The organism is Spirosoma montaniterrae (assembly GCF_001988955.1).
In the GTDB taxonomy this organism is placed as follows: domain Bacteria; phylum Bacteroidota; class Bacteroidia; order Cytophagales; family Spirosomataceae; genus Spirosoma; species Spirosoma montaniterrae.
Map to the genome: position 1 here is coordinate 4,668,948 of NZ_CP014263.1, position 24,434 is coordinate 4,693,381.

21 protein-coding genes and 1 pseudogene are annotated in these 24,434 nt (G+C 48.6%); 7 read left to right on the plus strand and 15 right to left on the minus strand.

Features of this window, described 5'->3' with window-relative positions:
• Positions 1-6 precede the first annotated feature (6 nt).
• On the plus strand, positions 7-813 hold the full coding sequence (locus tag AWR27_RS20090) for a hypothetical protein (protein WP_077132844.1): 807 nt from the start codon (positions 7-9) through the stop codon (positions 811-813).
• A 42-nt stretch (positions 814-855) separates the two neighbouring features.
• On the opposite strand, the gene AWR27_RS20095 is transcribed toward AWR27_RS20090, so the two are convergent.
• From AWR27_RS20095 to AWR27_RS20100, 3 genes are all read right to left on the minus strand, one after another.
• Positions 856-1,338 carry a DUF6169 family protein gene (locus AWR27_RS20095; protein ID WP_077132845.1) on the minus strand — a complete coding sequence of 161 codons (483 nt, stop codon included), beginning with the start codon at positions 1,336-1,338 and terminating at the stop codon, positions 856-858.
• Positions 1,304-1,474: a hypothetical protein gene (locus AWR27_RS25580; protein ID WP_198045040.1), complete on the minus strand. Its 171-nt coding sequence runs from the start codon at positions 1,472-1,474 to the stop codon at positions 1,304-1,306. Before AWR27_RS25580 ends, AWR27_RS20095 begins: the two co-directional genes overlap by 35 nt.
• Positions 1,475-1,564: 90 nt before the next feature.
• On the minus strand, positions 1,565-3,055 hold the full coding sequence (locus AWR27_RS20100; protein WP_198045041.1) for a S41 family peptidase: 1,491 nt from the start codon (positions 3,053-3,055) through the stop codon (positions 1,565-1,567).
• A gap of 224 nt (positions 3,056-3,279) precedes the next feature.
• Between AWR27_RS20100 and AWR27_RS20105 the strand changes: the two genes are divergently transcribed.
• The gene (locus AWR27_RS20105; RefSeq protein ID WP_077134104.1) at positions 3,280-4,896 is read left to right on the plus strand and encodes an ArnT family glycosyltransferase; all 1,617 of its coding nucleotides are present in this window, start codon (positions 3,280-3,282) and stop codon (positions 4,894-4,896) included.
• 10 nt (positions 4,897-4,906) lie between these two features.
• Complete coding sequence (locus AWR27_RS20110) at positions 4,907-5,890, plus strand: glycosyltransferase (protein ID WP_077132847.1); 984 nt, start codon at positions 4,907-4,909, stop codon at positions 5,888-5,890.
• Here AWR27_RS20110 and AWR27_RS20115 read toward each other — a convergent pair.
• From AWR27_RS20115 to AWR27_RS20125, 3 genes are all read right to left on the minus strand, one after another.
• Positions 5,863-6,483: a type II toxin-antitoxin system HicA family toxin gene (locus AWR27_RS20115; protein ID WP_077132848.1), complete on the minus strand. Its 621-nt coding sequence runs from the start codon at positions 6,481-6,483 to the stop codon at positions 5,863-5,865. The two genes, AWR27_RS20110 and AWR27_RS20115, sit on opposite strands and share 28 nt — an antisense overlap.
• 298 nt (positions 6,484-6,781) lie before the next feature.
• On the minus strand, positions 6,782-7,072 hold the full coding sequence (locus AWR27_RS20120) for a hypothetical protein (protein ID WP_157579279.1): 291 nt from the start codon (positions 7,070-7,072) through the stop codon (positions 6,782-6,784).
• Between the two features lie 213 nt (positions 7,073-7,285).
• The gene (locus AWR27_RS20125; RefSeq protein WP_077132850.1) at positions 7,286-8,248 is read right to left on the minus strand and encodes an SDR family NAD(P)-dependent oxidoreductase; all 963 of its coding nucleotides are present in this window, start codon (positions 8,246-8,248) and stop codon (positions 7,286-7,288) included.
• 138 nt (positions 8,249-8,386) lie between these two features.
• On the opposite strand from AWR27_RS20125, the gene AWR27_RS20130 reads away from it, so the two are divergent.
• From AWR27_RS20130 to AWR27_RS20145, 4 genes are all read left to right on the plus strand, one after another.
• Positions 8,387-9,142 carry a tyrosine-protein phosphatase gene (locus tag AWR27_RS20130; protein ID WP_077132851.1) on the plus strand — a complete coding sequence of 252 codons (756 nt, stop codon included), beginning with the start codon at positions 8,387-8,389 and terminating at the stop codon, positions 9,140-9,142.
• Positions 9,143-9,364: 222 nt separating this feature from the next.
• The gene (locus AWR27_RS20135; RefSeq protein WP_077132852.1) at positions 9,365-10,864 is read left to right on the plus strand and encodes a capsule assembly Wzi family protein; all 1,500 of its coding nucleotides are present in this window, start codon (positions 9,365-9,367) and stop codon (positions 10,862-10,864) included.
• Between the two features lie 466 nt (positions 10,865-11,330).
• Positions 11,331-12,101 carry a WecB/TagA/CpsF family glycosyltransferase gene (locus AWR27_RS20140; RefSeq protein ID WP_077132853.1) on the plus strand — a complete coding sequence of 257 codons (771 nt, stop codon included), beginning with the start codon at positions 11,331-11,333 and terminating at the stop codon, positions 12,099-12,101.
• A gap of 519 nt (positions 12,102-12,620) precedes the next feature.
• Complete coding sequence (locus AWR27_RS20145; RefSeq protein WP_232325881.1) at positions 12,621-13,808, plus strand: endo-1,4-beta-xylanase; 1,188 nt, start codon at positions 12,621-12,623, stop codon at positions 13,806-13,808.
• Positions 13,809-13,906: 98 nt separating this feature from the next.
• On the opposite strand, the gene AWR27_RS20150 is transcribed toward AWR27_RS20145, so the two are convergent.
• The 9 genes and pseudogenes from AWR27_RS20150 to AWR27_RS20190 form a co-directional block, all read right to left on the minus strand.
• Entirely contained in the window at positions 13,907-15,061 is a 1,155-nt protein-coding gene (locus AWR27_RS20150) for a glycosyltransferase family 4 protein (RefSeq protein WP_077132855.1), read from the minus strand.
• A gap of 12 nt (positions 15,062-15,073) precedes the next feature.
• Positions 15,074-16,138: a glycosyltransferase family protein gene (locus tag AWR27_RS20155; RefSeq protein WP_077132856.1), complete on the minus strand. Its 1,065-nt coding sequence runs from the start codon at positions 16,136-16,138 to the stop codon at positions 15,074-15,076.
• An 8-nt stretch (positions 16,139-16,146) separates the two neighbouring features.
• Positions 16,147-16,440 (minus strand): acyltransferase, encoded by a 294-nt coding sequence (locus AWR27_RS25850; protein WP_232325882.1) that lies wholly within the window; start codon positions 16,438-16,440, stop codon positions 16,147-16,149.
• Positions 16,441-16,694: 254 nt separating this feature from the next.
• A complete protein-coding gene (locus AWR27_RS20165) occupies positions 16,695-17,591 on the minus strand; it encodes a glycosyltransferase family 2 protein (protein ID WP_077132858.1) in 897 nt (298 codons plus the stop codon).
• On the minus strand, positions 17,515-18,780 hold the full coding sequence (locus AWR27_RS20170; RefSeq protein ID WP_077132859.1) for a hypothetical protein: 1,266 nt from the start codon (positions 18,778-18,780) through the stop codon (positions 17,515-17,517). The genes AWR27_RS20165 and AWR27_RS20170 overlap by 77 nt, the downstream gene beginning before the upstream one ends.
• 52 nt (positions 18,781-18,832) lie before the next feature.
• A complete protein-coding gene (locus AWR27_RS20175) occupies positions 18,833-20,194 on the minus strand; it encodes a lipopolysaccharide biosynthesis protein (RefSeq protein ID WP_198045043.1) in 1,362 nt (453 codons plus the stop codon).
• Between the two features lie 84 nt (positions 20,195-20,278).
• Positions 20,279-21,351: pseudogene (locus AWR27_RS20180) on the minus strand (NAD-dependent epimerase/dehydratase family protein).
• A 29-nt stretch (positions 21,352-21,380) separates the two neighbouring features.
• Positions 21,381-22,067: a sugar transferase gene (locus tag AWR27_RS20185; RefSeq protein ID WP_083732921.1), complete on the minus strand. Its 687-nt coding sequence runs from the start codon at positions 22,065-22,067 to the stop codon at positions 21,381-21,383.
• Positions 22,068-22,088: 21 nt separating this feature from the next.
• On the minus strand, positions 22,089-24,431 hold the full coding sequence (locus tag AWR27_RS20190; RefSeq protein WP_077132861.1) for a GumC family protein: 2,343 nt from the start codon (positions 24,429-24,431) through the stop codon (positions 22,089-22,091).
• Between the last annotated feature and the right edge of the window lie 3 nt (positions 24,432-24,434).

Below are 24,434 nucleotides of genomic sequence, written 5' to 3' on the forward strand. Positions count from 1 at the left end.
AGCGTCATGGCGTTTTTGAACTGGTTAGCGAGTTACGAAGGCATTATCAATCAACTTTGGCTATTTACCATCACAGCAACCGCGGTGTTGTACGTAATCTGTAACGTATTGCCCGACCGAATTGTGGGCCGTATTCTGCCCTTACACGCCGTATTCAAGCCGAAAACCAACGTTGATCTGGATTTCCAGTCGATTGGCTACGCGCTATTACACACGACCTGGGTCACAAAAATCACTCATGCCACCATACTGATTGAAGCTATGCTGTGGTTCGTCATTTTCCAGAGCTGGCACTGGAGCATTCCGTTTCTCGTCTTAGCCGTTATGCTCGTTCAGTCGCTCTTTATTGGCGACCTACGCTTCGGAAGTTGTTTTATGCTGGTGGGCATCGCTACGTGTGCGGGTGCTGCCTACACCATCGACCGGCTGGGAATGCGCCATGCCGTGCTGCTGGCTGAAGTCGTGCTGATGCTGGGCGGTTTGCTGCGAATGTTGAGCCATTCTGCCGAATTGATACCCCCACTGTTGGTCAATAATTCCGATCAGTTCGAGAAGCTTTCGTCCCGGAACATAAACTGGAAAGTGCCGCTTTCTTCCATCGTCGGCTACGTGGGTGAGTTTGGCAGCAGCCTGCCGAACCGAATTCTGCCCGTTCAGGTCAACTATCTGTACCAGACCCTTTTTCGGGTTAAACCGCAAACAACATTGTCGTGGCCTGAAATCGATACAGCCGCCAAGACGGTACTGGTCGGCGGTTATTCCAAACTCAAGAGCCTACAGACGTATTACAACAGCGTTACGGGTGGGAAATAGGTTTGTTTTTCCTGACCCACGGTTAAATCATTTTTAAGAATATTACTTCAAACCCGTATAAAAATCGAAGGTTTCTTCAAGTACATTTTGATAGTGTAAGCGGTATGGATGTCGCGTAGGTAACACCACTGAAACGAGCATACTGGTTTCGGCATCCGTAAGCTCAAAATCTATCTTATCATACTGCCCGCTCGCGTATTGATTAAACCATCGCGCGAATACCCGATGCCGGGCCTTATGGCGTCCATCTAAACTTTCACAGACGTATAAAAGTAAATCACCACTGTTCACAAAGTAGGTTTGGGCCAGATATATCAATGTCAGTTCAACACGCGGATCATAAGGGCCAGGCGTGTAACCTTCATCGGGACCAAAGCTAAATTCGGCAACTCCGGCATTTTTTACAAACTCATCGTCAAAGTGGTGGGATGCATCACGGAATTCGGTGGTATATCGAACGGCGTGGCATGTAGTAAAGCTGATGGACCCGTCAGCGTTTTCCTGAAGGGCGTAAGGGATTAACAAGACGAATTCCTTTTTGAGACAAAATATCGCGGTTTCCGGTCGTCAGGGCCTGACGAACTTCGTTCTTTTCGGCAACCCGCTCCCGGATGAAATCAGCTAATGTGCTTTTCGGGTCAACTTTCACGTAGCGTGTCATCTGAACTTACGTTTTTAATGGAAGGAGTTATGCACAAAATTAGTTCAACGTTAGTCACTAGGCAATTATAATCTAAACAACACAGCTATACTACTGAACAGATCGCGTTCGCACCAACGCCTTTACCCGATCTAGGTCGGCATCCCGGCCACTGCGCCACGTAGCAGGACCGACCGCTACAGGTACGTCGGGCTGAACGCCCAGGCCCCGGTCGGGTTGCTGACTATTCCAGCGGATATGATAGTAGGGCACCATAAGTTGGTACTTTGTATTCGGCAATTCGACCCGGAAACTGTGGCCCGCATTGCAGCTTACTTCGCCCCCACCCGTTTCGCGGCCCACGATTGTTACCTGCGAGTTGAGCGACCTGGCTAAAGCCGGAAAAATGGCAGCCGCCGAAAACGACAGGCTGTTTGTCAGCACAAACACCGGTCCCGTAAACCGACGACGTGTGTAGGGTTTTACCTCACGCCGGTAGTAGGTCTGCTGCAACAGGCCGTTGGCATCGCGTTTTACCCTCAGCTTTAGATCGAGCCACGGAAACAGCCCCCCGTACCGCACCTGTGCGGGCAGATTGCCTTTGTCGCGTCGTTTGGCTACGGTTGAGTCCCAGAATCGGAACGGTCGGTCGGCTACGTAGCGGAGCAAATCGCGGCAGGTGATGGCACTACCGCCAAAATTGCCCCGCACGTCGATCACTAAGCGTTTCACGTTGCGCTCCCGCAACAACCGGAACACCCGTCGAAATTGTCGGCGCATAGCCTCATTCTCAAACCCGTCGATGCGCAATACCGCTAACTGATTCGTCGGGGCGGTCGAATCGTCATCGACTAAGGTTAGCGATAACTCTTTTTTCTTGAGCAGGGGTGCCGACCGTAGCGTTTGCTGCTGTTTCCGGGCCGTATCGGCTTCGGCTTTTTTCTGGTCTTTTTTGACGGATTTTCGACTAAAGCGCAACGTTTCGGTGCGGAGTTGCCCACTGCTGTCGGCTACCAGAACAGTTAGCGAGTCGCTATACCCAAAAGCAGCCTGATACCACGTCCCAAACCGCGTTGCCGTGAGCGACCGTCGGGCTGCCGTGATGTAGCCATCTGCCCAGTTCTGGCTCTCAAACTGTCGTAGTAAGGTCGATACCGATTTCCCGTTTACGGCTACCAATTCATCGAATGCCTTAATGGTTGGCTGGTCTTTCGGGGCAGGGGCCACGTAAAGCCGCCCCTGATCGTGAATAAGCGACAGCGGAAACGGCGCGAATTTATTTCGTCTTACGTACCGCGACCGGTCGGCGGAGGCATTCAGACTCGTATGCACACAGCGCACTAAGCCGAGGTAAGGCCGCACTACCAGCCCAAAAGCGGCATCGGTCATGGGTTTGGTTAGCTGGCTGAGCGTCTGCCGATACGCTACGTCCATACTATCGCGGGGCGTGTAGCGATAGAGACCGGGGTGCAATTGCTCCAGAGCCATGTGCAACACCTGAAAATCTTCGCGCAGTTGCTGGGGCGTATAGAGCCGATTTGGGTCGTACGATTGGGCGTATAAAGTTGGTGAAAACAGTAGTAGTGCGAACAGCAGACGCATCGATATAAAGTTGATAAAAACCATCTCTCAAAACTACGGCTTTATCAATCATACCGCCGTGGCTTCATGCAAACGCTGCGGTCAGAGATCGTATAATAGTACGATGTAGTTAGAGACTAAGTCGTGCAGAATTCACCTTTTCAGTAGATTCAATTTACGGTCTTTCTATTTTAATAAATCTATTATAGTTTATTTTGCCATTACGAATCTTTACTGGCAAGAACTTGATCTCTTCTACTAAACGCACGACTCCTTTATCGACAACACAATTTGAGCCGACGTGGTCAATAGCGTTAAGTATCGGTTTGCTGATTGTGCTGTTTTCGCACCTCGGCTTCATGCCTTTGGATACGGGTGATGAGGCCCGGCGGGCATTGGTGTCGCTGGAAATGATCCTATCGGGCGATTATATCACGCCTACGCTCAACGGCGACCGCTATTTCAACAAGCCACCACTCTATAACTGGATTATTATTGGTTCGTATAAATTATTCGGCAACTACTCATCGTTTGCGCTGCGGTTTCCGATGGTGGTGTCGCTATTGTTACTGGGGCTTACGGTATTTGGTTTCGTGCGCCGTTATACAAACGCGACCGTTGCCTTTGCAGCCGCGCTGATGACACTGACCAACGGGCGGGTACTCCTGTTCGACTCGCTGCTGGGGCTGATCGAGATTACGTTTTCGTGGGTTACGTATACGGCCATGCTGCTGGTTTTCCATTTTGGACAGCAACGACGATACTGGCTGCTATACCTAACGACCTACGCGCTTACGGCAATCGGTTTTTTGCTAAAAGGACTCCCCCCGCTGGCTTTTCAGGGACTGACGCTTGTAGGCTGGTTTGTTTATACCCGCCAGTATCGGCAATTGCTGCATCCGGCTCATGTGGTCGGCATCCTGCTGTTTGTGTTGATAACCGGCTGTTATTACTGGCTGTACTTCAGTCAGAATGCCATTCCATTACGCGACGTTGCGGGTGTGCTGTTCAATGAAAGTGCCAAACGAACCGGGCTTGCTTTTGGCATAGGAGCCGCTTTGCTTCACATACTAACTTTCCCGTTTGAGCTGGTCTACCATTTTGCGCCGTATTTACTGCTGGTTGTTCTGCTATTTCGGCGAAATAGTCTGAATCTGCTCCAGGCTCACCCATTCATTGCGTTCAATACGCTGGCGTTTTGCCTGAATGTACTGATTTACTGGACGTCACCCCAGGTTTACGCCCGCTACCTGATCGGCCTTATGCCGTTGTTATTCACTGTACTGGCTTATCTGTACTACGAACACAGCCGCCCTGCCGACCGGCCCCGGTGGTGGGTCGAGCGAATATGGCTGGGGCTGACCGTTATAGTAGCTATTGGCTGCTGGACATCGGTTTTTTACCCCGCCACGCGCGTACTGCCCGGCGTTGTCTGGAAAACGGCAGTCGTTTCAGGGCTGTTGATTGTGCTGGCCTGGCGGCTGGCCCAACCGTCGGCCAATCGGCTGGGGCTGTTGATTGCCGTTATGATTGTGATTCGGCTGGGTTTCAACTGGTTCGTATTACCCGGTCGGGCCGTTAAGCGGCAGTTTTACAAGGAATCTGCCGAGCAGGCGGCTCGTCAAACAATTGGTCGGCCCTTGTTTGGTTATCACACAACCGTTGGCAACGATAACGCCACCGATGTCAGTTCGTTTCATATATCGGCAGTGCGGGGCGACATTCTTCGCAAAACCGACCGCAAACTTCCCGGAGCCTATTACATCGCCGATTCCGTAAGTCTTAAGGGTGAGCAGTACCGCCGAATCGGGGAGGTCGTTCTGTTCGACCGGCACCCGGCTTTTATCGTTCAGTTTGATTAATTCGTAGCCTATGTCTGTACACTCCGTTTCTCCTTTTCTTTCGGTTGTTGTCTGCGTATACAACGAAGCGGGTAACGTTGCTCCGCTCGTTGACCAGATTAGCCGGGCTATGCAAGGCGTCGATTACGAGTTGATTTATGTAAACGACGGGTCGACTGATGCTACCCTGACTGAATTGAGAGCTATCGCGCTTCCGCAATTGATTATTCTGGATCTGCAAACCAACTACGGCCAAAGTGCGGCTTTAGCGGCTGGTATCGAAGCGGCACGCGGGCAGTTTATTGCAACGCTCGACGGCGATCAGCAAAACGACCCTGCCGACATACCTCACCTGCTGGCTCACTGCGAACTGCACGACCTCGACGTGGTGGCTGGCCTGCGGGCCAATCGGCAGGATGGGTTCTGGCTTCGCAAAGTACCGAGCCGGATAGCTAACGCCTTGATTCGGCGGGCAACCGGACTACAATTGCGCGACCTCGGTTGCGGGCTAAAAGTTTTCCGGGCCGATCTTGCCAAACAGTTAGGCATCTACGGCGAACTGCACCGGTTTGTACTGCTACTGGCCCAATTTGAAGGTGCCCGCATGGATCAATTACCGGTTCATCACCGGCCCCGCCAAATTGGTCAATCGAAATACGGTTTGGACCGCACCTTCCGGGTTATAAGCGATCTGGTTTTTTTAGTATTCTGGAAAAAATACCGACACAAGCCCATGCATCTGTTCGGCAAGGTGGGTGTAATCAGCCTGTTTATGGGCCTGACTACGTTGAGCTGGCTGGCTGTTCAAAGCCTGATACAGAGCGACCCGCCTACCGTGCTGCTGCCTGTGGGGCTTTTGCTGACGATAGGCGGGTTACAGTTTCTGGGATTTGGCGTTATAGCCGAACTTCAGATACGAACCTACTATGAATCACAGGCCCGAAAGCCCTATAAAGTTCGACGCGTCTACCGGGCATCTGCCGACGCTCACCGGATAGAAACCTGCATAAGCTGACGACCCAGCTCGTGAATCGACGTTTCCAAGCGTTTAGCCAACTCGTCGCACGGATGCGTGGAGCCCGTCATAAACTGCCCGATAAGGTCAGGGTCAATACCTGACTGATGAGCTAAATAGCTGGTTTTGAGTTGCCGGAAGACTTCCCACAACGCCGATGTATCATATACGGACACGAACGGAATTTTCTGAAGCGTAGCGCAGACCTCAGGCGCATCGTTAGCAGCAAACTCCAGCCAGACTGATCGCAGCCGGTCGGCTACGCAATCGGGGCCGCACCCCTGCGAGATCGCGAGCAGACCGGGTATTTCGATTCGTCCCCAAAACGTAGCGTCCTGTCTTTCCAGGATCATGGGCAACGACTTTCGTTTACCAAAGGAAGCCGACCAATGATCGGTTTCTTTCCAGCGGTGCGCCTGCCGGGCAGCCGTGTTGAGCGTACCGAAAGGCACCTCGTCAATATCCTGATTAGGGATAATTAAATAGGATGGTTTTAAGACAGAAGGGCACCGGAAAATCGTATGTCCCTCATAATCGCGGATAGCTTCCCACCCTTTTTCCAATACTATGCTGCTAAGCAAATTTACTCTCATTCTCTTACGACCCGATAGGTTGCTACTGGACCAAGTCGTGTAAATATACCACCAAATAGAAAATTCAAAAATTCTAATACACAACTACAAAAAAAATAATTTGAATTGTCATATATTTTGGTGTCAGACTACTCAGTAGGAATGAAAGTCTCCTAAAAGTTACAAAACGGATCGCAGACAAAATTGTACTATAGCAAGTTTATTGACCCATCCGTAAGAAAAATTTCCAGCGATAATTCTTTTAGTCCACGAGCCCTATAACTGACTCTATTATGCAAACACGTAGTGGATTTACAGTCTACTTCGTGCCCAATAGCATAGCCAACCTATTTTTTAAGTACTGGCCTATTTGCTCCAGAATCGGCTTATACACTATTTTGTTAGCCTCAATACTGTTCACCGTATTATTTTTCGCCTTGTAATAAACCAACTGATCACTAACCGTTTCGACAATTGACAGGGCATCATTCAACCCGATTTGCCGCGTATTCAACAGGTAAATGAGTTGTTCACGGGCGTCATCTACTGTAGATACCGGAAAAAAAGATGTGTTTTTTCCGTTGTGATGGGTTGCAATGTACTGGTTCATGGCGACGAAAATTTCTTTCACTTATGACGGATTACTCATAAGAATAATAGCAAACTGAGTAATAATACTCAAAAAGGCGATTTTTCATGTATGTACAATCTCCTTCTTTGCTACTATTAAGACATTTTAATCAATCCAGGGTCACAAAAAATTTGTTTAATAATAAATTAGTATACAACGTTCGCATGAGTATTTAATTTACTCTGCTCATTATCATACCATGACAGTGCCGTGTATCTGTTGATACCAGGCTACAAAATCGCGTAGGCCGTCTTTGAGCAGAATAGACGGTTTATAATGAAGTTGATCGGCAGCACGTCGTAAATCAGCCTGTGTGCAATATACATCGCCGGGTTGCTCGGGTTGCCAGTCGATGCGGGCCGGTAAGCCAGTCGCCCGTTCCAATAATTGAACCAATTCGTGTAGACTGGTCGATGATGGCCCGGCTATGTTTACGATGTTGAAGCCTTTTATATACTGAATTGCCTGAACAATGCCCGATACCGTATCGTGTACGTGGGTATAGTTTCGGGCGGTGTTTCCGGAACCATACAACGTGATCGGCTCTCCGTCGAGCAGTTGCCGGGTGAATCGGGTGATAGCCATTTCGGGTCGCTGACGAGGACCATATACAGTAAAAAATCGCAGACAGGCCACATCGAACCCATATAAATGATGATAGGTGTGTGCTAATAGTTCTGCCGAACGCTTCGACATGGCATACGGCGACAGTGGCTGGGCAACCGCATCGTCTTCCCGAAACGGAAGGTGGGGCGAGTTTCCGTAAACAGATGATGACGAAGCCATTACCAATCGGCTTACCTGCGCACTACGCATGGCCTCGAGTACGGAAAGCGTTCCGCTAACGTTTACGTCAAGACAAACTGCCGGTTCATAAACAGATGCCCGCACGCCTGTTCGGGCCGCAAGGTGAACAACTACCTGACAGCGATACCGCCGAAGTAGATCGGCCACCAAAGACTGATCGCGAATATCGCCCTCTACAAAGTGAAATCGGGTGTTGCTCCAGAATGGCTCGATATTCAGTCGTTTATCGGCAGGACTATATTGCCCGTCGAGGTTATCCAAAGCGACAACCGAGTGGCCCGCCGTCAGTAACCGCTCAGTCAGGTGAGAACCAATAAAGCCAGCCGCGCCCGTTACGAAAATAGTCATGATACTAATTTATTTATCTCTTTTGGCCGATTGAATACCTTCATTTGTTAATTTTTCGGTAGTATTCCCAAAAATTAGCATTATATTTGACTAACCGGCGACTCGATGATTCTGATTGATTGCTCTCGGTAACTAATCATGCATATTTGGCAAACCATTCGGGAAGCTTTCGTACCCGCCAAATCTGACATCAAGGACCCTTGCTTCTGGCGGGTCGACATTCATTCGCACCTTCTGCCGGGTGTCGATGATGGCGTCAGTACTACAGAACAGGCTGTGGCCTGTTTGACTCAATTGAGCCAATGGGGAATCAGAAAAGTGATTACTACCCCCCATGTTAGCCGCGACTGGCACCCCAATGAATCGTTTGTGCTGCGGGGCGGGCAACAGTTGCTGCAAAATCTGGCCGATGAACACGAACTTGGCCTTACCATTGAAGTAGCGGCTGAATATTTGCTCGATGAGTTTTTCATTGAACTGCTCAATGCCGGTGATCTGCTGACATTCGGGCGCGAACGGTATCTGCTGTTTGAGCTTGGCTGGGCGGCTGCCCCCCGGCAACTTGACGATATACTGTTTCGGATGCAGGCGCGTGGGTACAAACCCGTGTTGGCTCACCCCGAGCGGTATCTGTACTATTATAATGCCCTGCCCGCTCTGGCTCAGCTTCGGGCGAATGGTTGCCTGTTTCAGCTCAACTGGGGGTCGCTGACCCGGCGCTATGGTGAACGGGTGCAAACGCAGGCTAACATGTTTCTTCGCCATAATTGGGTCGACTTTTTTGGCAGCGATATGCATCGTTCTGGTGATATTACAACTATGAACTCGTTGTTTACTTCTCCGTATTATAGTCAATTGAAACGACAAAGCCTTCTCAATGAGAGTTTAATTTAGGGTAACACGATAAAGGTAACAAAAAAAGTGTATATCCCAATTTTTACAAATACCTGTAAACCTTGTTTGCGGTAGAGATTGGTTGCACGCCGACCGAGGATAAAGATATTTTTTGTTACTAATTTCAGTATTACAAAAATATAATGTCTATATTTCGCCATCATTTGACCAATGAAGCATTCGCTTTACTGTTAGTTCTGGATGTCTCGACGCATTCAACGTATGAAGATTCTACTCTTTCTGCTCAGTTTCTTCCTGATTATCAGCAATAAGGTTTGGTCGCAGACCGACACTACGGTCGACCGTACCCGGCATTCGGCGGTGTATTCGGCTGAGGTAGCTGGCTTAGGTGCTACAGGTCCGCGAACGCCTTTTTGGTTGCGGGCCAATCAGTTTGGCATTATTCCGGCCAACAGTCCGGCGGGGATAGCCATCGTAAGCGCAAATCATACGTATAAATTTAGCCCATATCGGTCGCGACAACTTTCGTATGGCGTGGAAGTTGTTGGGCAGGCAGGTCGTGCGTCGCGGGTGGTGCTGCCGCAGGCGTATGTTTCGCTCGATCTGGGGCGATTCAGCCTGTGGGGTGGTCGCCGAAAGGAGATTATTGGCCTCGGCGACTCTACGCTCACATCGGGCTTTTACGCATGGTCGGGCAATGCACTGCCAATTACTAAGGTACAGTTTGGCACCAACGGTTTTGCGCCGTTGGGTTTTACGCGTAACCTGATATGGGTTCACGGCTTTTTTGCCCACGGCTGGTTTGCCAACTCCGACTCCCTTCAGGGGGCATATCTTCATCAGAAAGCGTTGTATGTGCGCCTTGGCAAACCCGGTTGGCGGGTTCGGTTTACGGGGGGCGTGCTGCATAACGCGCAGTGGGGTGGCCGGTCGACCTTCGTGCCGTCATTGAAAGCAACCAACTGGCAACTGCCCGATTCGTTCAGCGATTACCTGTATGTGCTGACCGCCCGCGAAGGTGGCCCCCCCGACTCGCCTAACCTGACCGACCACGACCGGGTTAACCGCATCGGCAACCATTTGGGCAGTATCGACTTCGGTATAGAGGCCGACCTGGGCCGCTGGCAGGCGATGGGCTACTACCAGCATCCGTTTGAAGATAAATCGGGCGTGGCCTTTCAGAATATGCCCGACGGCCTGTATGGTCTCCGGCTGCAACGACAGTCTGACGCAGGTTTTCGCATCGACCATATATTGGTGGAGTACCTGAACACGATGAGCCAGAGTGGTTCGCTGATTGGGGTTTCGCGCTACGACGGCAAAGATGATTACTTTAATAATTTTCAGTACCTCGACGGCTGGGCGCACGACCGTAATGTAATTGGTACGCCTTTTTTATCGCGCCGGGCCGACATCCGGGCCGATCTGCCCTACGGTCCAGAAAGGCGGATCTGGGCCATTGCCAATAATCAGGTACAACTATATCATCTGGCAGTAGCCGGAACAGCCGGTCAGAGCCGCAACGGGCAACTTGTTCGGTGGCAGATAAAGCTATCGGCCAGCCAGAACCACGGTGCCCCCCGGCTTGGCTTCCAACAACCCATTGGGCAGTTTTCGGGTCTGGCATCCGTAGTATGGCCGCTCAACTGGCTGGGCGGCTCCGAACTGCGTACAAGCCTTGCCCTTGATCAGGGGCAATTATTAACGAACGCAGTTGGCGGCTGGCTAAGCCTTCGCAAAACATGGAAAACTAAACGTTGACAGGTGTAGACCGTCAACCAAGAAGCTTACTTAAAGTAAGTAAAATGTAGAGAGAGTAGTTCACTAAAAGCCGTTCCCCACACGTTGGGAGCGGCTTTTGTTTTTTGACTACATATTTTTACGTGCGTCACATAATACCAATTTGACGTTGCACTGGCGTGTGGCTGACGCGAAGGAGACGCAAAGGGGAGTGTGGCTGACGCAAAGGAGACGCAAAGGGTTGCGTCTCTACGCTGGATGGGTCAATTGTAGAGACGCAACCCTTTGCGTCTCCTTCGCGTCAACCACACGCCACATCTGATTCAATCTTACATAAGAAGCTATTTTGGCTCAACGGTTTGAATCATGCTTTGGATTAATAGTAATGTGAATTTTACATAAACTGATTACTATTTAGTTACCGATAGTTATTTTTATTAAATTTTTCAGGCGTTTATACGGCAGTTTCATTATTTCAGGATATAAAATGACTAATTACACAAAAACCAATCTGTTCGGCGTAAACTACGCAAGCGTTGATTATGCATCTGCCACAAACATAATCATTAACCATGCTGTCGATAACCGCAGTTTTGGCGTATCAGCTTTGGCAGTGCATGGTTTGATGGAATCCAATCGAAACGAGGTCGTTAGGCGTCATGTCTCCCAAATTGATATGGTGGTTCCCGATGGGAAGCCTGTTCAGTGGGCATTAAATGCATTGAACAATGCTGCTCTCAAAGACCGTGTATATGGCCCTGAGCTAACCCGGCATGTATTGAAAGCGGCTGGTGAACAGCGTTTAAGAGTGTATTTATATGGGAGTACCAAGCCAACACTCGACAAGTTGCAACAACACATTCTCAACACCTATCCCGGTGTTGTGGTATGTGGAATGCACGTAGATCGCTTTCGCGATGCTACCCCGGAAGAAGACGCCGACGACATTCGCAAAATCAATGCGGCAAACGCGCATATCGTATTGGTCGGGCGCGGCTGTCCTCGCCAGGAAATCTGGGTGGCCCAGCACTTAGGCAAGGTCAATGCTGTAATGATGGCTGTAGGAGCCGCTTTCGATTACTTTGTTGGTAACATCAAACGTCCCCCCGTTTGGATGCAGCAAGTTGGCCTGGAATGGCTATTCCGGCTTTCTCAGGAACCACGGCGCTTATTTAAACGCTACGCCGTTACCAACTCCCTGTTCATAATCTACTTTCTGCGGGCAAGCTTGCGTAGAACCTCCAACTCAGTTAGTTAACTTTTCTCTCATAACCGAAATACGCATTCTTTTTGAACCGGTACGTCGGCGTTCAACGACGCGCTCGTTAACATATATTACTCAAAATGTAAATATTTTAAGCAGAACTAACCAGGTTGGTTCTGCTTTTTCATTGGATTACTATGAGTAAAAATACAACCTTCTTATTTTCAACAAATAATGTATCGTATCAGAAAAATACAAATAAGTTATGTTTATAGCATTTTAGGCAATCAATCTCTATATATCTTCCCTACTGCACAAATATCAATAATAGGCACTTTTTAGCCAGTTATAGAAGATAACATCCGTAAACAATCATCTGCCGTTTAAAATATTTCATGTGACATGATTTTTATGCACTGTCATAAGTGCAAAATATTATGTCTCTACATGAAACCGTTTTCTCCTGAATTCTACCGAAAAACCGGTAGAACATGCAGTTCATCGAACAGAACCGACCTACCCCCTTTTCAGAAGCCAACTTTGATCAAGCAAAACGCAAAAACGATCAAAAACATGGCAACTTCTACCGCAAACATCAGAACTAATACCCCCACAACGGTTTGTTACAAAGGACAGATCATCCGTATCGCTGCCATGTTCGCAGTCATTGTTTCAGTTTTGTTCAATCTGACAAGTTGTACACAATTTGCCGAAGAGGTTAAGCCGGTTGACACTGCGGAGACGAGTGTAGCAGGTATAAGAGCGTCGGCTATTCTTGATAGCAGCCGCTCATTGAAGGCTTCTGCCACATTTCCTGTTGGAGTTGCTTTTAACTCATCCATCATTAAAAAGAGTCCCAAGGCGTACAACTTCTTCTACAGTCAGTTTAATTCAAAAACTGTTCATGCTTACATGAACACGCAGCCTAAGCAAGGGCAATTCAACTTGGGTGAGGTGGATTACTGGGTTAGCGAAGCAGAAAAAAAACCAATTCGGCTGCATGGCCACTGTTTAGTCCACCGTATGGATGCTACTTCATGGTTTGCTCAATTCAAAGGTAATACGACTGGTTTCGAGAATGCTGTTAAGAACCACATTCAAACGGTAGTTGGTCGTCACAAAGGCAAAATCAAAAGCTGGGATGTATTCAATGAAGTCTTTGAGACCAGCTCAGGGGCTATTCGGAAAACGTCGTTTCGGGATTTATATACCAGTGATGCCGCTTACTTAGAGTTTGTTAAACGTTGCTTCCAATGGGCCAACGAAGCTGACCCAAACGCTCTGTTATTCTACAACGATTTTAACTTAGAATCATCTACGCCAAAATTAGAAGCAGTAATTGGGTTGGTGAATAACATCAGGAAGGCTGGTGTTCGGATCGACGGTATCGGTACTCAAATGCACATCACCGTTAATACCCCAAATAATGGCATCCGCAACTCTTTCCAGCGGTTAGCTTCTACAGGTCTGCTCATCCATGTATCTGAATTAGATATCGCTGTTAACCCACAAAATGTTACCCCCTTAGTGATGACTCAGCAATTGGAGAACAGTCAGGCGGCCAAATACCAGTCAGTTGCGTCTCTGTACAAGACTAATGTACCGGCTCGCTTGCAGTATGGCATCACCTTGTGGGATTTCAGCGACGGTGATAGCTGGTTAGTGAAGGTGCAAAACAAGGTGGACATGCCGAACATTCTTGATAAAGATTACAATAAGAAACCTGCCTTCTACGGTTTTCTGAACGGATTACAGAATTAGGATAACCCTCGCTACGTCACTACTCTCTTTACATTTTGCTTAACGAACGAAGGCCGCTTATGCGGCCTTCGTTCGTTAAGCGTTTGGTATTGCCCTACTTACCGCACAACGTCATTATAAATAGCCATTAATTGTTCGTAATTAGATTCAGGCGTGAATTCGTTTAAGTATTTCGCCCGTCCTCGAAGTCCCATCTGTATAGCCATATCTTTGTTAGACAGGACACGGTGAATTTTCTCGACCAAGTCTTCAACTGAATCATTTTCAAATATATAGCCAGTTATTTCGTCATCAATTAATTCGGGAATCCCCCCCATGCGAGACCCGATCACGGCAGTCCCCTTTGCATAAGCTTCTACAACTACCCGACCAAACGGCTCATACCATACCGAGGGAATTACCAGTGCCTGCGCTTTGCCGATAACCTCATAGGTATCGGTCAGTGGCAACTTACCCAAATAATCGACATTATAGTTTTCAGCTAAAGCCATCACTTCGGGAACAAGCGGACCTTCGCCGATTATCTTCACACGAATGGAGGTTGGTAGCTTCGGTATTGCTTTTAGCAATAATAAAATGCCCTTTTCTGCCTGTAGCCGGCCTACATATACTATATAGTTTTCTTTGCCAGCCGACAAACCAGGATCAGGAAAAACAAAGTTGGGCTTTACAGTGATTTTGTTAGCCGGAAAACCACCTTCTACCATTTTAGCTTTTACAAATTCTGATACGCTAATAAACCTATCGATTTTACTCCAGGTTGGAAGTTGATTGTGCAGCCATAGCATAGAAGCGGCTGTTGCACTGGCTGCTTTATTACCCCGATAGCAGTTATGCTGAATGGCTGGAATCTTCGCTGTTTTTTTCAAACATAGCTCACAGACATGGCCGTCACGATACAATAGACTATTTGGACACAGGAACCGATAATTTCGCACGGATTGAACCACCGGAACGCCTTCTGCCTGAGCCGCGTAATAAACTGACGGGGATATTAACGGAAAAAAATTTTGTACATGAACAACGTCAAACTTCTGCTCTTTCAACAATTTCCGGACATAGCTATAAGCTTCATTTGACCATAACGTGCGTAGCCCAACCGACACATTTGATAAAGCAGCTACTTTGGTATTGTTTTCGACATAAGAAACCACCGAATTACCGTACTTCTCCAAAATGGCTACTTCTGCCCGCCGTGATTCTCCTTCACCGCCTTTTATCAAATACTCGTTATGAATGCTCAGGATTCGCATATAGATTACTATTCAAGCTAACTGATTAGATTGGCCTAACTGTTGGCGGCTTTGATACAGGTTGTCAACATTCTCATTTTCAACTTGTTGCCTTAAGTAGTAAGCATAGTCCAGCCACGAATAACTACGGATGTATTTTTCAATATCGTTAGGGTCGATAAGTGGCAAACGACCTTCTTTTATAGCATACACCGAATCGATCAGGTCATTGAAATCGGAGAAGGTATACGCAATGCCTTCCTGTCGGCAATCTTTAAAGTTGCCAAAGTCAGGTCCGATAACTGTTTTGAAATTAGCGATTGACTCAATCAATGCACCCGAACTTAATACGCTCTGCGATTGATACGTAAAAACAACAGTTCGAGAAGCATGCATCAATGTCTTAAGTTCTTCGTCGGAGGTAAACTTATTACAGATAGTTATACGATCTGTAACTAAACTCATCAAAGCCTGATAATACGTTGAATCAGGGCATTTCCCCTGAATATGTATGCGCAAGTTATTGTCCCCACGTGCATGAACAGCTTCTAAAAACTCCTTAATTCCTTTATAGGGAAGTATGGAACCCCACACCAAGACATCATATTCAGAATCGGCTGATGTAGGGAAAGTTGATTCGTTTTGTTTGAATGGGTGTGGATAATAGACGATGCTGCGTGCACCAGGTAGTTGTACATCTCCAGTATGGGCAATTCTGACATCTGCCTGTTTCATTAACAGTTTCCGGAAATAGGCAGCTATTCGTCGGTTTTTGGGACTGTGACTAACTTTGTTGTGAATAGTCCATATAACTTTTACGCCCGACAGTTTCAGAAAAGGTATTAGAAAAATTAACGCAATTGCCTGTACATGGCCCATAGTGCGGTTGGCAACCTCTTCTACCCAGTTAAAAACGACAGCATCTAAACGATGTGCATACCGAAAGATATCAATCACACCCAGCCAGGCGGTTTTACTACGTACCACGCTCACCTCGGTCTCTTCCAAAGCCTTTACCAAATCTTTAATGTAGGGGTTCGTATCAGGCTTTATACTATATGACCGATCAGGGTATACGTACATTTTTATTTGTTTCATAATTAATTTCAGGTGTAGAGGTAGGGGAAAAAGTCATTCTGGTACAGAAGCTTCGATTCTCGCTTCCCAATGATTTTGGCCGGAACACCACCGGCTATGCTCATGGGTGGAACGTCTTTCGTCACTACTGCTCCTGATGCGATAACACTCCCCCGCCCAATGCGTACACCCGGTAGAATCGTTACGCGCGAGGCAACCCAAACATGGTCTTCAATGATAACATCGCCACTTTTGGTGTCGTGGTAGTCTGAGTGGGGGTCGTGTTCAAGCGTAAAAATCCAGGTGCCGCGCGCAATATCCACATTGTTATGAATGACAATTTTTCCAGCTCGTCCATCAAGCAAGCAATCCGGATTAATGATACAGTTATCACCAATCTGAATGTGGCTTTTGTCGATATGTTTGCTCAGTATCTTTACGTTTACGCACACATTCGACTTCTTGCCCAGCCGCAAATAACCGCGAATCAGTAGAAGACGAATACCATTGATGGGTATTCTGGCGATAAAGGCGTTATAAACGTACAACCTTAACGCTGTAGCAAACTGCTTTACTTTCAGGCCCATACAATTGTGCGTAATGATTTGATAATTAGTTTCGCATAGCTAAGGGTTAGATTTGCCCAGCCAAACACGGTGTTGGCATGTCGTTTATTCAGCACTATATTATGGCGGATGTTATGAAGAGAGCGGTTAGAGACAAGCATCTTTCTAAGATCGTCAAAACTCCGCGCTTTTGTCAGACCTGTAGACTCCCGATTATTATAAATTTTGAGTGTCGGCACGGCAAATGAAGCGACACCAAGCTTACCTGCCCGGAGAAAAAAGTCCATATCGCCGTGGTATTGAGGAAATATGTCAGCGTCGAAGAAACCAACTTTTGTTAACACGGTAGCTGGAATAACCGTACCCATGCCACCCGACCAGTCGATTCGGATAATGTCGTTGAACTGCCCACGGTCGGTCTCGTTGGCCCCTATTAGTTTTTTCTGACCTGTTTTGTGGGAATAATAACAACCATAATTGAAAAGCTTATTCGACTCGCCAAGCCAGTATATTTTGGAAACCAAAATAGAACGGCTGTAGGCGGGTTCTTTTTTTAGTACCGCATCAAGCTCCACAAAGTAGTCGATTTCGCACAGCGTATCGTCATTCCAAAGAATAACGAAATCGGCCTGTAAATGCTCTACGGCGTGTTTGGCTCCGAGATTTACAGCCCCACTCCACCACAGATTTCCATCACCTTTTATCAAGTGTATGTCTGGGTAATGCCTGGAAATCCATTCTGAACTGCCATCGGTTGAGCCGTCGTCAACAACGACTACTGCAAAGCGATACGCACTATCCAAAACGTGATTTTGGTGGTAACTAAGGGCGTCATACAGCGACCGGATGCCCTTCTGTGTGAGCAACAGCCGGTTGTGAATGGGTATGATGATGCAGATGGTATTCATTGGCTTTATCCGTTATGTAGAAAAGGCAGGCAAAAGGCACGAAGTACGACGGAGTCTCGAAGAAGTTGGCCCCCGTGAAAGCCGTTAGTGCACACAGCACGAAGCACAATCGAATGTATCTGGGTATAATCAGATGCTTACGCGGAATAAGCACTTTAGCGTAGAACATAATTACGACCACTACGTAGAACAAGCCAAACTTGTTGAAAGCACCTATTAGCCCTACATCGCTTCTGTATAAACCCAACCCCCACTTCAACTGCTCTTTAATTTCTTTACCATAGGGGCTTAGATCATGCTCCCACCCATTACCAAGCAGGTAGCACAGCGGGTGCGGCCAATACTCAAACAGGAAATAGTTTATTTCAAGTGCCCGAACATAATCGCCGGAGGTGACTCCCTGCTCTTTCGACAACTCGATCAGTGCCAATATAAAGTCGCCAGCAACAGCGAAGAATACGAGAGCAAACCCAAAAAATAAGGTTGTGAAACGAATACGTTTGACACTGGCAACTTTAAAGTTGAGGAAAACATCGGCGGTGAAAACCAGTATCAGGCCGAATATCACTTGCCTTGACTGCATGAGTAGTATAGCGGCAATCACTAAGGCAAATAATGCAATGTTTGATAGCGACAACTTCTCATAGATCTTCTGCCACATGTAGGTAGCCAGAAAATAACTGAATCCGACACCCGCTATCCAAATCCGCACAATCCCCCCCCTTATATCGACATTTCGCTCCTTACCATCCTCATAGGTCACACCGTGGTATACATCGAACAGAACAGTAGGGTAAGTGAACTGCTGCACGACCATAATTATTGACCAGGCAACCCCAAAAATGATGAGCAGCTTCTCCAATTTATATGGATCAACGTTCATTTTATGGAGTGCGAAATACAGCAACCAGAAGAAGATTACTCTGGATGTTAATAACGACAAGGCAAAATTTTGGTCGTGAAATAAAAAGGCTGGTATAGCACTCAGCAAGCTGAGAATGATGATTGCCTTGACGTAAAAGACAAATGGTGTTCGTATGCGCTTGGGGTGCGATACATTATACCAAATCAGCACTAATACGATAGCGGCCTCTAATGCATCAAAATATATATCATCAATGAGCGAGAAAGAGAACAGACGTACTGAGACGGCAAACAGTATTCCGATTAGAAATAAGTGACTGTTCATGTAGAGTGCGAGTTATTATTCGATGCAAACACAAATGCGGATTGCACTTGTCTCATTTATTCCACAAACCCACGGCAGTACCTGAGATAATTTTTTGGCATTGCAATGAGTACACTACGCCTAACACCAGAAAAAACAGCGTATTAGTCCCTACCACCCCAATTATTCCAAAGCTTTTGCCGAAATAGATGGCAATGGGAATGTTCAGCAAAGCCCCAATAATGACGAGTATCAGTTGTAAACGAATCTTGCCAATTCCATTTAGCAGGTAGACATGCAGCATATGCCATAGATTGGCAATTACGTACATAGCCATGCATACTGATAAGGACATTGGAACAGAAACACTCTCACCTATCCACAGCTTAAAAAGCAAGGGCGAACAGACTAAAATCAGAATTGTCAGTGCCGCAAAAGCAAGCCATAGTTTTCGCATCTGGTGCAGGCTATTTCTCAACCAGTTGAAATCCTGCTTCGCATAGGCGTCGGTGAATGAACTCCACAAGGGTAGCATGATGATGTTAAACACCACGATAGTTACGGAGAATAGCTTGTAACAAACACTGAAGATAGTGACCTGTTCAGGGCCAAGCAACTGATTGATAATTACATAGTTGGATTGAAAGATTACCAATACGCTAATCTGAATGACGAAGAAAATACCGCCTGTGTTCAATAGGCTACCAGCATGTTTAAAGCGAATAAACTGCCAGTTGGGAGCCAGAGAAGCAAGCACATTGCGATACAGAAACAGCGATGAAACAATGAAGGCCAAAACAGGCATACTCGCCACAATCGCCACCAGTGCAAACAGGCTGCTTGGTACGTAGTGTATGCAGTAGTAGATGGCGGCTAACGTGCTGAGTTGACCAAACAGCGCAATGAACGAGGCTTTGGCTGATTGATGAGTTGATGCAAGCACAACATTGATAAGCTGCACTACAAACTGAATGCAAAAACAACCCACGGCCACCCACATTACCGAGCGTAGTGTTTCTTCTTTCTCGGCGTCTACGTTCAGCACGCTTCTCCACTCCACAAAACTGCTACTGACCGCAAACACGACAAAGGTTAAAATCGCAATCAGGGCAAGAACGGCGTAGGTAGTGCTGACATAAACTCGCGCTTTTTCTTTTTCACCAATCGCCAGCGAGTGAGCCAGCTTATTCCTAAGACCATTGCCCAAACCGACGTCGAAGAAATTAAGCCACTGAACAATTGAGCTAATAGTTAACCAAACACCGTATTGCGCCGGAGAAACATAGTTGATTGTCATGGGAACCAGTACCAGCCCAACTAATATTCCACCAGCCCGGATCAGGAAAGAAAGAGCAATATTTCGTCTAACCAACACTGTCCTTTCGTGGCCTCTCACGAAAAAATCGGTCAGTTTACTTTTTAGGGCAGTTACCATTAGCATAAAAGACTGCTCTTCCTCAGCGGATTATTTATGATTCTTCTCGTAAAGAAAAAATACGTTCTGGGCTGTACATGCTTGTCAAACCGTCACGGCCAGACGGGCTAGCATGCTGTCGTGAATCTGCACCATCGTCGCCTTTAGGTCATACGTCCACCACCAGCCCGGATAGTGGGCCTGGAACTTGCTCAGATCCGAGATGTACCAGATGTGATCCCCACTCCGGTTGGTCTCACTGTACTGGTAGTTCATCACGTTGCCCGAAATCTCCTCGCACAACCCGATGGCCTCCAGCATCGAGCAGTTGGCATACCGGCCACCACCCGCGTTGTAGACTTCGCCCGCCCGGGGTTCTGATAGAAATGCCAGAACATGTTCACCAGATCCCAACTGTGGATGTTGTCCCGCACCTGCTTGCCCTTGTAGCCAAAGATCGTGTACTGGGTGCCAGTGATGGCGCACTTCATCAGATAACTCAGAAAGCCGTGCAACTGCGCCCCCGAATGGTTGGGACCCGTCAGGCAGCCCCCCCGGAAAACGCCCGTCTTCATGCCAAAGTAGCGACCATACTCCTGCACCATGATGTCGGCGGCTACCTTGCTGGCCCCGAAGATGGAGTGCTTGGTATGGTCCAGGCTCATGTGTTCATCGATGCCGTGTTCAAAGTAGGCATGGGTCTGCTCGATTTCCCAGCGGGTATCGGTCTCGATGAGGGGCAGGAAGTTAGGATTGTCGCCGTAGACCTTGTTGGTGGAGGTGAAGATGAAGACGGCTTCGGGGCAGTGCAGGCGGGTCATCTCCAGGAGGTTAAGCGTGCCAACGGCATTGACGCCAAAGTCGGTGAAGGGTTCGCGGGCGGCCCAGTCGTGGGAGGGCTGGGCCGCGGTGTGGAGGATGAGCTTGATGTCGGTTCCGAACTCCTGGAAGATGGTCTGGAGCTGGGGCACCTCGCGGATGTCGGCGGTGCGGTGGTGGTAGTTGGGGAAGGCGTCGGCGAGTCGGTTTCGGTTCCAGTCGGTGGAGCCGTCGGGTCCGAAGAAGTACTGACGCATGTTGTTGTCGATGCCGACGACGAGGTCGAATTTATCGGCGAAAAAGGCGACGGCTTCACTGCCGATGAGGCCCGCCGAACCCGTAACTAATGCAATATTCATAGAAAAACAGTTTTTGTAGAGGTAATTGATTACCAGGCTTTTTTGTCTCCTTTAATCATGCAGGTAGCCGTCCACCAGCAGATTTTTATGTCTAACAGAAATGTGCGTCTTCTGATGTATAGCCGGTCTAAGCGCACGCGCTGAACCATGTCGACCAACCGGGCAGTTTCGCCCCGGCAACCGCGTACCTGCGCCAGTCCGGTGATGCCGGGCTTTACGGCATAGCGGCTGGGGTAGCCGGGCAGCGTGTGCCAGTGCTGGGCGTCGAGGGCAATGGGATGCGGACGTGGGCCAACAATGCTCATCTGCCCCATCAGTACATTGAATACCTGCGGCAGTTCGTCGAGGTTGGTTTTACGCAGTACGCGGCCAATACTCGTGATACGCCGGTCGTTTTTGGTGGCCTGCTTAAAGGTCGCGTTGCGCTCGTAGGTCATCGTTCTGAACTTCAGGCAGCGAAACGGGCGACCGTTGCGGCCCGTGCGCAACTGCACGAACAGAGCCGGGCCGGGCGAATTGATCCGAATGGCAAGAGCCAAAGCCGGTACTAACCAACTCAGCACCAGAATCACCGCAACTGAAGCCACTACGATATCGAAGGCACGTTTTATCCAAATGCCCACTTGATAGCCCAGCACCGTGCGTGACTGGCTCGCTGAATGCACATCCGTAACGGCAACCGGCTCCGAAACCGGTGGTATGAAAAGGTCGAGCATAATGGGTATGGATAAAAATTACTATTTCCGCTTGTGAATCGTGATTTTGGCAGGCTTATTCGGTTCCTCATAATAGCCGCCGTAGCCGTAACTGTAGCCGTATTGATACGACTCGCCCCCGCCAACGCCGTTCAGAATCAGGTTTAAGCGTTGAAACCGGTGTTCTTTATATAAGTTGTCGATCATGCGGATATAGGCTTTGGGCGTATGGTCGTGGCGCACCATAAACATCGTGGCGTCAACGTGGGGCGCAATCAGTTGTGCATCGGTCACTAACCCAATTGGGGGCGTATCAACAATGATGTAGGCAAACCGCTGGCGCAACTCGCGGAAGAGTTCTTCAAGCTGTGGGCTGCTGAGCAATTCGGCGGGGTTTGGCGGAATTGGCCCGCTTGTGATGATGTGGTAGTTCGGAAAGCCGGGAATCTCCTGCAAGATGTCGTCTACAGTGGCTTCCTGAATCAGGTAGTTGCTGATACCCACGGTGTTTAGCAGCCCAAGCACCGAGTGTAGTTTAGGTTTGCGGAGATCCATTTCCAGAATCACCGTTGGGCGGTCGACCAATGCCAGGCTGGCTCCCAGGTTCAGCGACAGAAACGATTTACCTTCGCCACTGATGCTTGAGGTGAACATCACTACCTGACTGTCGGTGGGATTCGAGCGCAGAAACTGGAGGTTGGTACGCAGCGTTCGGATCTGTTCGGCAATAACCGAGCGTTTGCCCGATACCATCACGAGCGGATCGACGTTGCGGCTCGCCATAATTTCGCCCAGAATAGGCACCTGCGAGGCCGATTCAATATCAGACCGGCGGCTAACGCGGTCGTTCAGGGCGTCGCGGGCGGCAATAGCTCCCACAGGCAGCATCAGTCCCAGCAGTCCGAACAGCAGAAAGATGGTAGCTTTCACGGGCTTCACCGGCTCCGAACCCGACCGGGGCGGGTCGATGGTGCGGCTGTCGGCCACGGTCGAGGCATAGGACAGGGCCGTTTCTTCGCGCTTTTCAAGCAGGTACGTGTACAGGTTGTTTTTGATGGCCTGCTGCCGGGTAATGTTCACCAGTGCCCGTTCTTTGCGCGGAATTGTCCGAATCTGATTCTCCAGTTGGCGGTTGGTGAGCCGGAGCTGCTGCCGGGTGCTGGTCAGTGCCTGCTTCATGTTCTGTACATTGTCGGTCAGGCTGGCTTTGGTAGCTTTTATCTGACTATCGAGCGACTGCAACATGGGGTTGTTGAGCGTGGTGGTGCGGCTCAACTGATCGCGTTGCAGTTCCAGCTCGTTCAGTTTGCCCACTAAGCCCACCAGCACGGGGTCGCTCACGCTGAGCGTTGCCGGGGCCATTCCGCGCTCGTTGCTGCGGCTGCTCAGATACCGTTCCACGTCTTCGATTACGCCAAGCTGAATGGTTGTTTTATTCAACTGGCTATCATTATCTTTCACAGTTTCCAGAAATACCTGCGCCTGCGAACTCAGGTCGGTAATTCCCTCTGCCGACTTGAAACTTTCAACGCCTTTTTCTACCGTCGAGAGTTCGCCCGCAATCAGCCGCAACCGCTCCTCAATGAAGCTGAGCGTATTAGAAGCCACAATGTTCTTATCGACTACGGCGGCCTGATTGTATTCGCTGATGAGTTTGTTCAATACGGCTTCGCCTTTGCGCGGCACTGCATCTTCGAGCGTAAGCTGCAACACGGTCGAGGCTTTGCTCGTAGGTTCAACGGTTAGCTGCTTAAGATACCCTTCAACCGCATCCTGCCGGGGCAGCACCTGCACAATGATGGGGTCGCTACCCGTTTTTAATCGATGATGAGCAAATACCCGCACCCGACCATACGGCGTTTGAACGCTCTGATTGACCGGGTAAATTTTGTCGTTGATCCGTACTGTATTCGGGCTGGTAGCGGTAATTTCCAGTTCGTTCTCATACAATGCCGGCGTAGGTTTCTCTACCACCAACCGAATGGGGGCAACATCGTAGATTTCGCGTTTGCCGAGGTTGGTCGGCTGAAAATACTGCACGTCGAGACCGAGACCACCCACTACCTTATCCATCAGGGCGTGTGATTTCAGGATTTCCATCTCATTTTCCACGACCTTTTTCGGCGCGAAAATGTCCATCTCTTTCAGGATGTTTTCTTCGCTCAGCCCTTTCTTGTCGTCTTTGATGAGCAGGCTGGTCTGCACCTTATAAATAGGTGTTTGATAGAGCAGGTACGCATAGGCACCGGCACCGGCCAGAATCAGTGAGGCAACAAACCATTTCCAATGCCGCGCGTAGCGCATCAGGATCGCCCGCAGGTTGGGCGTATTCTCCGCTTCGTATAATTGATACGGAGCATAGGCGTAATTATTCTGATTCGACATGAA

What these genes read in the sequence shown, in the direction of transcription:
- AWR27_RS20110 (WP_077132847.1), top strand. Translation starts at nt 4,907, where the DNA reads ATGTCTGTACACTCCGTTTCTCCTTTTCTTTCGGTTGTTGTCTGCGTA.
- AWR27_RS20185 (WP_083732921.1), bottom strand. Translation starts at nt 22,067, where the DNA reads ATGCTCGACCTTTTCATACCACCGGTTTCGGAGCCGGTTGCCGTTACG.
- AWR27_RS20130 (WP_077132851.1), top strand. Translation starts at nt 8,387, where the DNA reads ATGCATATTTGGCAAACCATTCGGGAAGCTTTCGTACCCGCCAAATCT.
- AWR27_RS20190 (WP_077132861.1), bottom strand. Translation starts at nt 24,431, where the DNA reads ATGTCGAATCAGAATAATTACGCCTATGCTCCGTATCAATTATACGAA.
- AWR27_RS20165 (WP_077132858.1), bottom strand. Translation starts at nt 17,591, where the DNA reads ATGAATACCATCTGCATCATCATACCCATTCACAACCGGCTGTTGCTC.
- AWR27_RS20115 (WP_077132848.1), bottom strand. Translation starts at nt 6,483, where the DNA reads ATGAGAGTAAATTTGCTTAGCAGCATAGTATTGGAAAAAGGGTGGGAA.
- AWR27_RS25580 (WP_198045040.1), bottom strand. Translation starts at nt 1,474, where the DNA reads ATGACACGCTACGTGAAAGTTGACCCGAAAAGCACATTAGCTGATTTC.
- AWR27_RS20150 (WP_077132855.1), bottom strand. Translation starts at nt 15,061, where the DNA reads ATGCGAATCCTGAGCATTCATAACGAGTATTTGATAAAAGGCGGTGAA.
- AWR27_RS20125 (WP_077132850.1), bottom strand. Translation starts at nt 8,248, where the DNA reads ATGACTATTTTCGTAACGGGCGCGGCTGGCTTTATTGGTTCTCACCTG.
- AWR27_RS20175 (WP_198045043.1), bottom strand. Translation starts at nt 20,194, where the DNA reads ATGGTAACTGCCCTAAAAAGTAAACTGACCGATTTTTTCGTGAGAGGC.
- AWR27_RS20145 (WP_232325881.1), top strand. Translation starts at nt 12,621, where the DNA reads ATGGCAACTTCTACCGCAAACATCAGAACTAATACCCCCACAACGGTT.
- AWR27_RS20135 (WP_077132852.1), top strand. Translation starts at nt 9,365, where the DNA reads ATGAAGATTCTACTCTTTCTGCTCAGTTTCTTCCTGATTATCAGCAAT.
- AWR27_RS20100 (WP_198045041.1), bottom strand. Translation starts at nt 3,055, where the DNA reads ATGCGTCTGCTGTTCGCACTACTACTGTTTTCACCAACTTTATACGCC.
- AWR27_RS20120 (WP_157579279.1), bottom strand. Translation starts at nt 7,072, where the DNA reads ATGAACCAGTACATTGCAACCCATCACAACGGAAAAAACACATCTTTT.
- AWR27_RS20155 (WP_077132856.1), bottom strand. Translation starts at nt 16,138, where the DNA reads ATGAAACAAATAAAAATGTACGTATACCCTGATCGGTCATATAGTATA.
- AWR27_RS20090 (WP_077132844.1), top strand. Translation starts at nt 7, where the DNA reads ATGGCGTTTTTGAACTGGTTAGCGAGTTACGAAGGCATTATCAATCAA.
- AWR27_RS20140 (WP_077132853.1), top strand. Translation starts at nt 11,331, where the DNA reads ATGACTAATTACACAAAAACCAATCTGTTCGGCGTAAACTACGCAAGC.
- AWR27_RS20170 (WP_077132859.1), bottom strand. Translation starts at nt 18,780, where the DNA reads ATGAACAGTCACTTATTTCTAATCGGAATACTGTTTGCCGTCTCAGTA.